Origin of the sequence: Streptomyces vinaceus (assembly GCF_008704935.1) — a bacterium.
In the GTDB taxonomy this organism is placed as follows: Bacteria; Actinomycetota; Actinomycetes; order Streptomycetales; family Streptomycetaceae; genus Streptomyces; species Streptomyces vinaceus.
This window is the reverse complement of the sequence record NZ_CP023692.1, coordinates 7,122,813-7,135,986: the sequence shown is the minus strand read 5'-3', so window position 1 is coordinate 7,135,986 and position 13,174 is coordinate 7,122,813. Positions and strand designations below refer to the sequence as shown.

The 13,174-nt window shown below is 72.2% G+C and carries 14 protein-coding genes; 8 read left to right on the top strand and 6 right to left on the bottom strand.

From position 1 onward, the window contains the following. Positions 1 to 91 precede the first annotated feature (91 nt). On the top strand, positions 92 to 1,600 hold the full coding sequence (locus CP980_RS32150) for a DUF4246 domain-containing protein (RefSeq protein WP_150529753.1): 1,509 nt from the start codon (positions 92 to 94) through the stop codon (positions 1,598 to 1,600). A gap of 98 nt (positions 1,601 to 1,698) precedes the next feature. Here CP980_RS32150 and CP980_RS32145 read toward each other — a convergent pair whose 3' ends face one another. Beyond that, a complete protein-coding gene (locus tag CP980_RS32145) occupies positions 1,699 to 2,373 on the bottom strand; it encodes a TetR/AcrR family transcriptional regulator (protein ID WP_150529752.1) in 675 nt (224 codons plus the stop codon). Positions 2,374 to 2,433: 60 nt separating this feature from the next. Between CP980_RS32145 and CP980_RS32140 the strand changes: the two genes are divergently transcribed. Beyond that, entirely contained in the window at positions 2,434 to 3,315 is an 882-nt protein-coding gene (locus CP980_RS32140; protein ID WP_150529751.1) for an SDR family NAD(P)-dependent oxidoreductase, read from the top strand. A 49-nt stretch (positions 3,316 to 3,364) separates the two neighbouring features. Here the strand turns inward: CP980_RS32140 and CP980_RS32135 are convergent, their stop codons facing one another. Then, positions 3,365 to 4,066, bottom strand: a complete 702-nt coding sequence (locus CP980_RS32135) for a response regulator (protein ID WP_123510645.1) — start codon at positions 4,064 to 4,066, stop codon at positions 3,365 to 3,367. Beyond that, positions 4,063 to 5,265, bottom strand: a complete 1,203-nt coding sequence (locus tag CP980_RS32130) for a sensor histidine kinase (RefSeq protein WP_132761528.1) — start codon at positions 5,263 to 5,265, stop codon at positions 4,063 to 4,065. Before CP980_RS32130 ends, CP980_RS32135 begins: the two co-directional genes overlap by 4 nt. Before the next feature lie 262 nt (positions 5,266 to 5,527). Between CP980_RS32130 and CP980_RS32125 the strand changes: the two genes are divergently transcribed. Further along, positions 5,528 to 5,899, top strand: a complete 372-nt coding sequence (locus tag CP980_RS32125) for a peptidoglycan-binding domain-containing protein (protein ID WP_132761527.1) — start codon at positions 5,528 to 5,530, stop codon at positions 5,897 to 5,899. 125 nt (positions 5,900 to 6,024) lie between these two features. Here the strand turns inward: CP980_RS32125 and CP980_RS32120 are convergent, their stop codons facing one another. Further along, the gene (locus CP980_RS32120) at positions 6,025 to 7,074 is read right to left on the bottom strand and encodes a hypothetical protein (RefSeq protein ID WP_150529750.1); all 1,050 of its coding nucleotides are present in this window, start codon (positions 7,072 to 7,074) and stop codon (positions 6,025 to 6,027) included. A gap of 58 nt (positions 7,075 to 7,132) precedes the next feature. Continuing rightward, entirely contained in the window at positions 7,133 to 7,819 is a 687-nt protein-coding gene (locus CP980_RS32115; protein ID WP_150529749.1) for an SDR family oxidoreductase, read from the bottom strand. Between the two features lie 126 nt (positions 7,820 to 7,945). On the opposite strand from CP980_RS32115, the gene CP980_RS32110 reads away from it, so the two are divergent. Continuing rightward, positions 7,946 to 8,500 (top strand): TetR/AcrR family transcriptional regulator, encoded by a 555-nt coding sequence (locus CP980_RS32110; protein WP_150529748.1) that lies wholly within the window; start codon positions 7,946 to 7,948, stop codon positions 8,498 to 8,500. A 124-nt stretch (positions 8,501 to 8,624) separates the two neighbouring features. Continuing rightward, positions 8,625 to 9,959, top strand: a complete 1,335-nt coding sequence (locus CP980_RS32105) for a YhgE/Pip domain-containing protein (RefSeq protein WP_229907455.1) — start codon at positions 8,625 to 8,627, stop codon at positions 9,957 to 9,959. Positions 9,960 to 9,991: 32 nt separating this feature from the next. Here the strand turns inward: CP980_RS32105 and CP980_RS32100 are convergent, their stop codons facing one another. Next, positions 9,992 to 10,186, bottom strand: coding sequence for a TetR family transcriptional regulator C-terminal domain-containing protein (locus CP980_RS32100; RefSeq protein ID WP_229907454.1), 195 nt, complete (start codon positions 10,184 to 10,186; stop codon positions 9,992 to 9,994). Between CP980_RS32100 and CP980_RS32095 the strand changes: the two genes are divergently transcribed. The 3 genes from CP980_RS32095 (at position 10,168) to CP980_RS32085 (ending at position 13,170) form a co-directional block, all read left to right on the top strand. After that, complete coding sequence (locus CP980_RS32095; protein WP_229907453.1) at positions 10,168 to 10,737, top strand: FAD-dependent oxidoreductase; 570 nt, start codon at positions 10,168 to 10,170, stop codon at positions 10,735 to 10,737. The genes CP980_RS32100 and CP980_RS32095 overlap by 19 nt on opposite strands. A 79-nt stretch (positions 10,738 to 10,816) precedes the next feature. After that, entirely contained in the window at positions 10,817 to 11,992 is a 1,176-nt protein-coding gene (locus tag CP980_RS32090; protein WP_229907458.1) for an aldehyde dehydrogenase family protein, read from the top strand. Between the two features lie 122 nt (positions 11,993 to 12,114). After that, on the top strand, positions 12,115 to 13,170 hold the full coding sequence (locus tag CP980_RS32085) for a PP2C family protein-serine/threonine phosphatase (RefSeq protein ID WP_229907452.1): 1,056 nt from the start codon (positions 12,115 to 12,117) through the stop codon (positions 13,168 to 13,170). Positions 13,171 to 13,174: the final 4 nt, after the last annotated feature.

Sequence of the window (13,174 nt, the reverse complement as noted above, 5' to 3'; positions counted from 1 at the left end):
GATGAGAAACGGATCGGGCACCACGGCTGGGCTGTCAGTCCGCTGAAGTATCCTTCCCGCCACCGCACACCGACTCGGAGGACCCAGAGAATTGACCGGCCTGCCCGCTTTCCCACTGCCGTTCCATGCTTCCCGTTCCATAGCGTTCGCGACACCCCGAACGCTGCGGGAGCTTCAGATGATGCAGTGCAGCTCCCACCTTCGGGCGAAGCCGCGTTGGTTCGACAAGATGAACGACGCCGACGTCGTCGCCAGGTGGACTCAGGAGGCGGTCGCGCAAGGCCTCACCGGAGCGCAGGTGCGGTACGTGCTCGCCGAGCTCGCACATTACGCCGCGCTGCGGGACGAACGAACCGGTGTCGAGGTGTCCTCCGTCGACGGGGTGTGGCATTCGGACACGCTGGTCGACGACGAGCTCAGGTCCCGGCTGCGCGAGGCGGTTCAGGTTCTGGAACAGGTCCCCGAGGCGGAACGGGACTGGCACCCCGGCTCCGACGGCCAGGTACTGGATCTGGTCCACCCCTCGCTGTTCTGCCTGGTGAGAGAGGCGAGCGGCGCGCCCGAGCGGGCTTGGCGGAATCCGACGGACCGCTATTCGAAGTACGAGTTCTCGGAGCGGTTCCAGTGGCTGCCCACGGATGTCGACGTCAGTGACGACGGCGGTGTCGCCTTCCGCTCGTACGTCAACAACGTCCACCCTGAGCTGCACCGCGAACTCGCCGCCGTCCTGCCGGAGTTGTTCGCGTGCCTGCTCCCGCTGCTGGAGAACGTGCTCACCGATCTGCGCCATCCGCGGCCTGTGCGGATCGAGGCCGATCCCTACGGGTGGTACGACTCGGAACCGGAGTATCCCGACCGCGCCTCCCACGGTGATGACGAGGCCTACGCGGAAGCCCGTACCGCGTGGGAACAGGCCCAGGACGAGTGGTGGGAGAACCGCCGCCCGGTCATCCCGGACGCCCCGGCCTTCACCGCGCCCCCGCTGCCCGACCCGTCGGCCCGGGTCGACCTGCGCGGCCGCCGCCTCCAGGTCATCACCAAGCTCGCCACCATCCACCTCACTCCGGACAAGCCCGAGTACCCGGGCGGCTCCTGGCACGTCGAGGGAATGATGAACGAGCGGATCGTCTCGACCGCCCTCTACTACTGGGACAGCGAGAACATCACCGAAAGCCGGCTGAGTTTCCGGGCGGCACTCGACGACCCGAACTACGAACAGAACGACGACAACGGCCTGCGTGAGGTCTACGGCCTGGAGGACGAGGACGCGCTGAACCAGGTGCTGGGATCGACCGCGACCCCGGCGGGCCGCTCTCTGGCGTTCCCCAACATCCTGCAACACCGCGTCGGCCCGTTCCGCCTCGCGGACGGCAGCCGCCCGGGGCATCGCAAGATCCTCGCGTTCTTCCTCGTGGACCCGGGGCAAGAGATCGTCTCGACCTCCGATGTGCCGCCGCAGCAACCGTGGTCCAAGACCTCGACCATGACGCTCGAACAGGCGAAGGCCTACCGCGAAGAACTCATGCAGGAAAGGAAGTTCTTCGTCGACGAGCACAACGAGCAGCTCTACGAACGAGAATTCTCCCTCTGCGAGCACTGAGACCGCTCAGCGGTGAAGACAGCGCTGAGCGCTGAGCGCTGATCAGGTGCCACTCAGCGCACCCCACAGCCCGTAGGGGCCGGCCCCACGGCGGCCCCCTACGGGCGCTCGCGGAGCCGTCGCGCGACGGTTCCCTCCAGCATCGCGGTCAGGATCCGGGCCAGCCGTGGCTCCACGTCCACGATCGCGTGCGCCAGCCGCGGATCGTCGCGATACAGCGCCGCGACTTCCGGCCCCGGCGTCGCGATGTTCCAGAACGAGCCGGACATCGACGTCGCGGCGGCCATCAGGTCCACTCCGTCGGCTTCGGTGAGCTCCGGCAGTCGCGCGCGGACCGCGGTGGCGATCTCGTCCACCGCGGCCAGGGTCACCAGCTTGAACGCGCGCACCGCCTCCACCGAGACGTTGCGCTCCAGGTTCATCGGTGCCTGCGAGAGCAGGTCGCAGAACATGCCGCGGGCAGCGAGGGTGCGGGCGAAGGCCGCGGCCACTCCCGCCGCGTCGCCGTCCGCGACCCGGCCGATCTCGGCGCACAGCGCCGGCGCCCACTCCTGCCAGTCGGCCGCGGTCAGGCGCAGGAAGATCGCCTCCCGCGTTTCGAAGTAGCGCAGCAGCGCGGACTTGTGCATGCCCACGGCCGCGGCGATGTCGGTCAGCGTGACCTGCCGGATGCCCCGCTCGGCGCCCAGGGCCCGTGCGGCGTCCAGGATGGCGGCCTCCCGCTGCTGCTTGGCCCGCGGGGACCGGGCGCGCTGGAAATCGGTGGTGTCCACGGGCCCCACATTAGCGCAACGAGGTTGCACTATTAACGCAACCGTGTTGCAGTAAGAACCATGACCGAGAACACGCAGCAGACCTGGTTCATCACCGGCTCCTCGCGCGGCTTCGGGCGCGCCCTCGTCCGCGCCGCCCTGCAGGCCGGCGACACCGTGGCGGCCACGGCCCGCCGGCCGGAACAGCTCGACGACCTGGTCTGCGAGTTCGGCGACCGGATCGCCCCGATCGCGCTCGACGTGACCGACCCCGAGGCCGCGAAGGCGGCACTGGAGGAGGCCAGGAAGCGCTTCGGACGGGTCGACGTACTGGTCAACAACGCCGGCTACGCCAACGTCTCCCCGATCGAGACCACGGACGACGACGACTTCCGCGCACAGTTCGAGACGAACTTCTGGGGGGTCTACAACGTCACCAAGGCGGCGATCCCCCTGCTCCGGGAACAGGGCGGCGGACTGGTCGTCCAGTTCTCCTCCATGGGCGGCCGGGTCGGCGGTTCCCCCGGCATCGCCTCCTACCAGGCGGCGAAGTTCGCGATCGACGGCTTCAGCCGGGTGTTGCGCGCGGAGACCGCGCCGTTCGGCGTCCGGGTACTGGTCGTGGAGCCCAGCGGGTTCCGCACCGACTGGGCAGGATCCTCGATGACCGTGCACGAGGTGCCCGAGGGCTACGAGGGCACCGTCGGCGCGATCAACCGACGCATCCGGCAGAGCACCGAGGGCCCGGCCGGCGACCCGGTGCGCGCCGCGGAGATCCTGGTGCGGATGGCGAAGCGCCGGGACGTCCCGACCAATCTCGCGCTCGGGGTGATGGCGTCGGAAGGGGCGCTCGCCCAGAACCGTCGGCTGCTGGAGCAGGACGAGAGGTGGAGCGCCGTCGGGCGGTCCGCGGACTTCGCCGAGACGTACCCCGTGGAGTTCCCCCGGGACACGGCGGCCTGACGGATCTCCTCAGATCTGCGCGCGGTTGCCCGGGGCTGCTCGACTCCCCTCAGGTGTTCCGGCCCGGGACCACCAGTCCGCTCTCGTACGCCGTCACAACCGCCTGGGCCCGGCTCTCCAGGCCCAGCTTGGTCATCGTCCGGTTGAGGTGGCTCTTGACCGTGCCCTCGGTGATGAACAGCCGCCAGGCGATCTCGGCGTTGGCGAGGCCCTGTCCGACCAGCTCCAGTACCTCGATCTCCCGGCCCGTCAGGGCCTCCAGTCCGGTGGCCCCGGACCTGGCGGTGTCACCGGCCCCTTCGCCGCCCGAGCGGGTGGCGAACGCCTCCACGAGCCTCCGGGTCACCGTCGGCGCGAAGAGGGCGTCCCCGCTGCCCACGGCGGTGATGGCGGCCAGTAGGCGCTGGGGGCCCGAGTCCTTCAGCAGGAAGCCGGAGGCCCCGGCCTTCAGGGCTCCGTACACGTACTCGTCCAGGTCGAAGGTGGTCAGGATCAGGACGCGGGGCGCCGGGGGCGGGGTCTGCGCGAGGATCCTCTCCGTGGCGGCGATCCCGTCCATGCGCGGCATCCGGATGTCCATGAGGATCACGTCGGGGCGGGTGCGGGCGGCGAGCTCGACCGCCTCGGCGCCGTCCGTCGCCTCGCCGACCACCTCGAAGCCGTCGGCCACCTCCAGCAGGCCCACGAGCCCGGCCCGGATCAGGTACTGGTCGTCTGCCACGAGCACCCTCAAGGGTAAGGATCCCGTCATGCCGGGCCACCGTCCTCGCGCGGCGCTACGGTCCGGGCGGAGGTCGGCAGCGTGAGGCACACGGTGTAGCCCCCTTCGCTGCGCGGCCCGGTGCTGATCGTTCCTCCGTAGAGCTTGGCCCGCTCGCGCATGCCGATCAACCCGTTCCCGCTCCCTCGTACCAACTTGGCCGGAACGGGGTCCGCGCCCGCGCCGTCGTCGGTCACGGTGACCGAGAGGTGCGCGGGCCGGTAGTCGAGGGCCACGCTCACGCGGGCGCCCGGGGCGTGCTTGAGGACGTTGGTCAGCGCTTCCTGCGTCACCCGGTACGCGCACAGCTCCACGCCGGGGGCGAGTTCGCGCGCATCACCCGTTATCCGCAGGTCCACCGCAACGCCGGCGGCCCGGACCCGTTCGGCCATCTCCGCCAGCCGGGACAGGCCCGGCATGGGGGCGTCCCGGCCCGGGGCGGCCGGGCCGGTCCCGTCGTCGTCCACCCGGTCCCGGTCGGTGTCCCGCAACAGGCTGAGCATCCGGCGCAGTTCGTCCAATGCCTCGGCGCTGGTGTCCTGGATGGTGGACAGGGCCGTCCGGGCCGTGTGGGGCGCCGAGTCGAACACGTACCCGCCCAGGCCCGCCTGGATCGAGATCACGGACATGTGATGGGCCACGATGTCGTGCAGTTCCCGTGCGATGCGCGCGCGTTCCTCGGCCACGTGCCGGCGGGCCCGTTCGTCGCGCTCGCGCCGTAGCTGGCGGGCCAGTTCGGCCGACCGGCGGGCCATCAGGCCGAACCGCCACAGCACGGCCGGGAAGACCACGGCCTGGGCGAGGACGGTCGCCAGGGAGCCGCCGGGGCCGTTGCCGAGCAGTCCCGCGTACACCCATACGGCCCCCATCAGGGCGGCGCAGGCCGCCGAGGTGCGTACCGGGCAGAGCGCGGCCACCGTGTACACGGCGAGCATGGGGCCGAAGCAGGTGACCACCGGCCAGTATCCGGCGGTGATGTACACGACCCACATCAGCTGGGTGAACAGGCAGACCGCGACGGGTGCCCTGGTCCGCACGGCCACCGGCACCGTCACCAGACCGACGAGCAGGTACGCGGCGAGGTCCAGGGGAGGCCAGCCCTGGACGACCGCCTCCCGGCCCAGCAGCACGGCGACACCCGTCTGCGCGAGGGCCGTCAGCGCGTCCATGGAGGAGGGGCGGATCCGCATCGCCGCAGCCTAGCCCGCACGGCACGGACCGGCCTCCTCCTCGCGTACTCGCCCCTGAGTTGCAGAAGCGACTTCCCTGCACCGGTGGTTGACGCGCAGATCCATCCAGTACGGGACGACGGGCCCGGGCCCCGGCCCGTAGCTTCATGCCCCGGCAGCACGGGACCGGCCGACCACCGGTCCCGGACATCAGGACCGCGGGCCGACTCGGGGACGTCCACGGGGGAAACGGCCCGCACCGATCGAAGGACGGAACACAGCCATGCTCGTCAGCAAGCGTCTCGCGCTCCTCGTCGCCTCCACTGCCCTGTGCACCGGTGTCGCCCTGGCCCCCTCGGCCGTGGCGGCCACCAACTCCGGCACCGCGGTGACCGGTTCGCGCGGCTGCAACCACACCGACAAGCAGCCCGTCATCAGCAAGGGTTCCAAGGGTGACGCGGTGAGGCAGGCCCAGTGTCTGCTCAAGACCTGGAACGTGAACATCGGCCCGTCCGGCGTCGACGGCGACTTCGGCCCCGACACCGACCGCGCCGTGCGCGAGTTCCAGCGCCGGGTGAAGGACATGTGCCACATGCCCGTCGACGGCATCGTCGGTGCCAAGACCTGGAGCGCCCTGAAGAACCCGGTCTGCTGACCCCAGGCGCCCGGCCACGGCCGGCCGGGCCCGCACACACGGGCGGGGCCCCGGTCCGCGCGGTCGTCCTGCGACGCGCGCGGGCCGGGGCCCCGCCGTGCCGCGCCCGCGGCGGCCACGGCGGTTCAGCCGGCCGTGGCGGTGCGGCGCAGGCGGCTCCGCAGGCCGACCAGGAGGGCGGCGGTCACGGCCCAGGCGGCCAGTGTGACGAGCGGGCCCGTGACGTGGGCACCGTGGAAGTAGCTGAGGTCGGTGATCGCGCGTACGGCCGCCCCCGGCGGCAGGAGTGCCGAGACGGCGTGCGCGGCCGGCGGCAGGAGGTCCGCGCTGATGGCGGCGCCGCTGGTGGAGTTGCCCACGGTGAGCAGCAGCAGGGTCGCGGCCGGCACCCCGACGGGGCCCAGGTACGTACCCAGGAGCTTGGTGGCGAAGGCGGCCGCGGCGGCCAGCAGGGTGAGGGTGAAGGCCAGCGGGAGGACCGGGGCGGGTACGGCGCCCAGGACGGGCCCGGCCAAGACGGCGGCCACGGTCCCGACGGCGGCGGAGACCGCGGAGAGCAGCCAGAACCGGTGGCGCAGGCGGAGCAGGCCGGCGAGGCCCAGGGCGTTCTGGGCGAGGACGAATCCCGCGAGGGTCACGCCGAAGGCCAGGTAGAACCCGGCCAGGCCGCGCGTGTCGTAGCGGGTCAGGGGCACGACGTCCTCGGTGGTGACCTGCCGGCCCGCGCCCTCGGCGTACGCGCCGACGAGGCTCTTGACCGCCGAGGTGGTGGAGGGTCCGTAGGCTCCGGCGACCTCCAGGTTCAGCCGGCCGCCGGGGCCCTCGCCGAGCGCGGCCGAGACCTCGTGGCGTTCCAGGGCCCGGCGGGCGGACGCGGCATCGGCGGCCGGGTGCACCTCGACGCTGTCGCCGAGTGCGCCCCGCATGCGGTCCGCGAGTTCCCGTCCGGTGACGGCGATGGGGACGTGGTGGGGCTGGGGGTCGCGTTGCAGGCCGATGTAGCAGCCGATGAAGGCGGCGGCCAGGACCAGGGCGATCACGGCGGGCTGGAGCCAGGCCCGTACGGGCGGCCGGCGGCCGGTGCCGGGGGCGGGCGGGGCGGGCGGGGCGCTCGGGGCGGGCGTACCGGCCGCCACAGCGGGGACGGGTGTGGCGGATGGGGCGGTGGTTGCCATGAGGGGTCTTTCCTGGTCCGGTCCGGCGGTGACGGGCTGTGGGCGGCGGCCGCGCGGGTCAGACGGCGGACGGTACGGCTCCGAGCCCCTGCCTGACGCTGCGGGTGAGGTCGTCGGCGAGGACTTCCGGTGCTCCGGCGGCCAGGCCGTCGAGGGCGAGGGCGGCGACGAGGGCGGGGTCGCTCTTCTGGCCGGCCGGAACCCGGGCGGCCATGTCCGTGTCCATGTAGCCGACGTGGAGGGCGGTGACCGCGATGCCGCGCGGGGCCAGCTCCTCGCGGATCGCGTCGGTCATCGCCCAGCCGGCGGCCTTGGCGGCGGCGTAGGCGCCGAGGCCGGCCGGGTGGTACCAGGAGAGGACGGACAGGACGTTGAGGACGGCGCCGCCCCGGTTCCCCTCGATGACCGGCGCGAACGCCCGGGTGGCGGCCAGCGGGCCGAAGAAGTTCGTCTCCATCTCCAGCCGCACCGCGTCCCAGTCGCCCGCGACCAGCGCGCTGCCCGTAGAGATCCCGGCGTTGTTGACGAGCAGGGTGGCGTCCGAGGCGGTCCGCGCGGCCTCCCGCACCGACTGCGGATCGGTGACGTCCATTCGCAGCGGTACGACTCCGGGCAGGTCCACCGACTCGGGACGGCGGGCGGCCGCGTAGACCTTGGCCCCGCGCTCCGTGAGCTGGGCGGCGAGGTGACGGCCCAGGCCCCGGTTGGCTCCGGTGACGACGGCGACGGCGTCCTTCAGTTCCATGGCATCTCCCAAGGGGTGCAGCGGCGGCCCGGGGTAGGGACTCCCCGGACGCCGATTTAGATTACATTCATAATCTATACCGAGCGTACGATAGATGTCAGCCGTCATCCAAACGAGGAGGTGCCCATGGGCCGGGTATCGCAGGCTCAGGCGCAGGAGAACCGCAAGCGGGTCGTGGAGATGGCGTCGCAGCTCTTCCGCGAACAGGGCACGAGCGTGAGCGTGGCCGACCTGATGAAGGCGGCAGGCCTGACGCACGGCGGCTTCTACAAGCAGTTCGACTCGAAGGAAGCCCTCATCGACGAGGCCGTCTCGCACGCCTTCGGGGAACTGGCCGAGCGGCGGGCGAGCGTCCTGGAGGAGAACGAGGGCGAGCGCCCCGCGGCCCAGCGGGCCATGATCGACAGCTACCTCTCCCCCCGGCACCGGGATTCCGCCGCCACGGGCTGCCCCGCCGCCGGACTGGCCACCGACATGGCCCGTGACCCCGGGGACCGCGGAGCGCACCGTACCTACACCGACGGCATCTCCGATTTCGCCGACTGGCTCGCCACCGACGACCAGGACGGCATCGTCCGGCTGTGCACGATGCTCGGTGCGCTCGTACTGGCCCGCGCCACCAAGGACTCCCCGCTCTCCGACGAGATCCTGGAGGCCGCCCGGGCCGCACTGGCCCGGTGAGCCTGCGGACGCCGCCCCGCGTCACGTCCCATGCTTGCGGGCACGGGCACCCCCGGACCCCGGAGGGCGGCCGTCCGCGTACGCCGCCCCGGTGTCGCCGCGGAACTCGCCGAGAACGAGAACCATGGACGCCGACATGAACCACAGCGACGACACCCGCCCCGTGGCCGCCGTCGGGGCACGCGCCTCGGCGCTGCTCCGCCGCCCGAAGCTGTGGGCGGTACCCACGGTGCTGACAGGACTGCTCGCCCTGCTCCTGTCGCTGCTGTACATGGGCGGCATCGTCGATCCGAACGGCAGGCTGCGCGATCTGCCCGTCGGCATCGTCAACGCGGACACGGGCAAGCCATTGCCCGGCCGGCGGCAGAACGTGGGGACGCAGGTCACCGAGGCCGTGACGGGCGGCGACAAGTCCGGCAAGGTCCAATGGCGCCCGCTCACCCAGGCCCAGGCACAGGACCAGCTCTCCTCCGCCAAGATCTACGGCGCCCTGGTCATCCCCGCGGACTTCACCGATTCCGTGGCCGCGCTCACCACCGGCAACGCCACGGTCCGGCCGACGATCACGGTGCTCACCAACCCAGGCATGGGGAGCATCGGCTCATCCCTGGCCGACCGCATCAGCACGGCGGCGGCCCGGCAGTCCTCCAAGGCCATCGGCCAAGGACTCACGGCTTCCCCCGCCACCGCGCAGGCCGATCCCACCACGCGCCTGCTGCTGGCCGACCCCGTGCAGATCGTGAACCGGGTGGGACATCCCGTCGGCGAGCACAGCGGTCTGGGGCTGAGCGCGTTCTACTACACCCTGCTGCTGGTACTCATCGGCTTCCTGGGCGCCAACCTCATCAACACCGGCGTGGACACCGCACTCGGCTACGCGGACAGCGAGCTCGGCCCCTGGCACACCCGCCGCCCCACCGTGCCGATCAGCCGCACCCAGACGCTGCTGCTGAAGGTGGTCATGACGGCCGTGATCACGGTGTTGACCACCACGCTGGTCATGGTGGCCACGATCTCGATCCTCGGGATGGACGCCGCACACATCCCGCTGCTGTGGATCTACTCCTACTGCGCGGGCCTCGCGGTGGGCCTGGGCGTACAGGCGATCAACGCGGCGTTCGGCGGGATCGGCCAGCTCGTGTCCATGTTCGTGTTCATCGCGCTGGGCCTGCCGTCGTCGGGCGCCACCGTCCCGCTCCAGGCCGTCCCCGGCTTCTACCGCTTCCTCTCCCTCTTCGAGCCCATGCGCCAGCTCAGCGACGGGGTGCGCGCCATCCTCTTCTTCGACGCGCGCGCCGACGCGGGTCTGACCCGGGCGTGGACCATGATCGCCGTCGGTACGGTCCTCGCCCTGGTCGTCGGTTTCGCGATGACCCGCTTCTACGAGCGCAGGGGGCTGGAGCGCATGACGCCTCAGCCGGCGGAGGCGGCGGGCGGAGCCGACGACCTGGCCCGGTGACGAGGGCGCACCTCCCGAGGGCGGTGTCACAGCTACGGGAAGACCGGGGCGATCCCGAGCGCCGGGGCGATGGCGCCCCAGATCGTCGACCGGGCCGTGGCGAGGTCGACCCGGGGGTCGTCCAGCATCAGGCGGATGCCGAGGCCGTCGCAGAGGGCCAGGACCAGCGTGCTGAGCGCGGCGACGTCACACTCGGTGAACTCGCCCGATGCGATGCCCCGTTCCACGGCGCCGCCGACCCAGGCGTGCCGGCCCGCTCCGCTCCGTCGCCGTCACCGGCGTCAGCGAGGGCCGCCTCGCCTCGCTGCACCGCCAGCGCAACGCCCTCGCCGCCAAGTTCACCGCCGCGTACGACAGGCCGTTCTGGCGCGACCGCGGCCTCAGCGGCCTCTCCGAGTGCGAGGGCGTCCTCGGCAGCACCTGGCCGCAGGGCGAGGGCGTCCTCTCGGCCCTCGTCCCGCCCCAGCGGTTCGGCGTACTCCTGGGGGCGCCCGCCCACCTGCGGGAGCGCGAACTGCTCGGCGAGGTCGCCCGCCTGTACGGCGACGAGGCGTACCGCCCGCTCGCCACGCACCTGCGCATGTGGGGCACCGACCCGTGGACCCGGGGGTACGTCACCCAGTGGACTCCCGGCGACGTCATGGCCGTAGGCCCCCGGCACGGCACCCATGAGCCGCCCTTCTACGTCTGCGGGTCCGACCAGTGGGTGGCCGGCTACATGGAGGGCGCCGTACGCACCGGCCGCGACACCGCCGAGGAGGTGCTGCGCCGTGGCTGACGCCCTGACCGACGCCGTGAGCGGCGCCCTGCTCAACCACATCGGCGGCGTGGACCGGCCGGCCGCCTCCGGCGAGACGATGGAACTGACCGACCCCGCCACCGGCCGGGTGCACGCCCGCGCTCCGCACTCCGGCAGGGCCGACACCGAGGCCGCCGTCGCGGCGGCGGCGGCCGCGTACGGGGGCTGGTCCACGACCACCCCGGCGGTCCGCCAGCGCGCCCTGCTCTCCCTCGCCGACGCGATGGAGGCGCACGCGGACGCCCTGACGGCCGCGGAGACGGCGGACACCGGCAAACCGGTACGGCAGTTCAGGGACGAGGAGCTGCCCACGATCGTCGACACGGTGCGCTACTTCGCCGGGGCGGCCCGGAACCTTCCGGGCGCGGCCGCCGCCGAGTACACGCCGGGCCGTACCTCCCTGCTGCGCCGCGAACCGGTCGGGGTCTGCGCCCAGATCACCCCGTGGAACTACCCGCTGATGATGGCGGCGTGGAAGATCGCCCCGGCGGTCGCCGCCGGGAACACGACCGTGCTCAAGCCGGCCGACACCACCCCGTCCTCGTCCGTGTTCCTCGCCCGGATCGCCTCCGCACACCTGCCACCGGGCGTGGTCAACGTCGTCTGCGGCGACCGCGACACCGGCAGGGCGCTCACGGCCCACCGCGACGTGGCCCTGATCGCGGTCACGGGCAGTGTGCGGGCGGGCCAGGAGATCGCGGCGGCCGCGGCGGCCGGGCTCGAACGCGTCCACCTGGAGCTGGGCGGGAACGCCCCCGTCATCGTCCACGACGACGTAGATGTCCGGGCGGCGGCCGCGGCCCTCGCCGCCGTCGCCTACTACAACGCCGGCCAGGACTGCACCGCGCCCACCCGGCTCCTGGTCCACCACCGGGTGCACGACGCGTTCCTCGCGGCCTTCGCGGCGTCGGCTCGACAACTGCGCACGGGCCCGCCCGGCGATGAGGAGACCTTCGGCCCCGTCGTGACCGTCCAGCCGTTCGCCGACGAGGCGGAGGCCCTGTGCCTGGCCAACGACGTCCGTTTCGGCCTCGCGGCCGGCGTCTGGACCTCGGACCACGACCGGGCCATGCGCACGACCCGGATGCTCCACACGGGCATCGTCTGGGTGAACACCCACGGCACCACCGTTTCCGAGATGCCCCACGGGGGTGTCGAACACTCCGGCTACGGAAGCGACCTCTCCCTGTCCGGCCTCCTCGACTACACCCAGGTCAAGCACGTCATGCTGTGAGCGCCGTGCGGCACGGCGGCCGGCGCATCGCAGCGCCATGTCCCCGTTCCATGGATATTCTAGGAAATGTGATCGAGTCTGGACGACCGTGGCTCCGTCGGCGCCCCGGCCGGGGAAGACTTGTGCGGCTGTCGCCGGTCATCTTGACCGTCGTCATCGCAAGCCTGGCCTACGCCACTCCGCCGGAGATGGCCTTCAGCCGCCTCCTGCCCGCCGCGCCGGCCCTCGCCGCCGCGATGTGGCCGGTCCTCCCCACCGTCCTGCTCGGGACGGTCTGCCTCCTGCTGATGATCGGCCTCAGCCTGGTCTTCCCCGATCTGGGAACGTGGTGGACGTGCGCGGGGATCATCGCGGTCACCGTGGCCGCCGCCTACGGGAGCCACCTGCGGCTCCAGCGGGAGCGCACCCTCCTCCAGGTGCGGCTCGTCGCCGACGCGGCGCAGCAGGTGGTGCTGAGCCCCCTGCCGCGGCTCTTCGGGAACATCGAGATCGAGTCGCTGTACCTCGCGGCCGCGGCGGAGGCGCGGATCGGCGGGGACTTCTACGAGGTGGTGGAGACCCCGTACGGGATCCGGATGCTCATCGGTGACGTACGGGGCAAGGGCCTGCCGGCCGTGGGTGAGGCCGCCGCGATCGTCAACGCCTTCCGGGAGGCGGCCCACGGTGAAAGCGGCCTGGTGGGCATCGCGCGCAGGCTGGATGCCAGCAGCACCCGGTACAACGCCTCCTTCCCTTCCGACGGCCCGATGGAGCGCTTCGCCACCGCCCTGCTCGTGGAGATCCCGCACGAGGGCGGCCGGATCGACGTCCTCAACTGCGGACACCCCCCGCCACTGCTGCTGAACCGAGGGGAACTCCGCGTGCTGGAGTCCTCGTCCCCCTCACCGCTGCTCAGCCTCGCGGAGCTGATCGGTGACCACTACAGCGTGGACAGCTTCGAGTTCGCCCCCGGCGACCTGCTGCTCCTCTACACGGACGGGATCGCCGAGGCCCGCGTCCGCGACGGCGAGTTCTTCCCGCTGGCGGCCTGGATGCGCCGGCAGCCCCCGCTCGCGCCCCGGGAGGTACTCACGGCTCTCCATCGCGACCTCCTGCGCCACAGCAAGGGCCGGCTCGACGACGACGTCGCCGCCCTCGCGGTGCGCCTGCGCGGACCACGGGGCGCGCAGTCCCCGTGAGCCG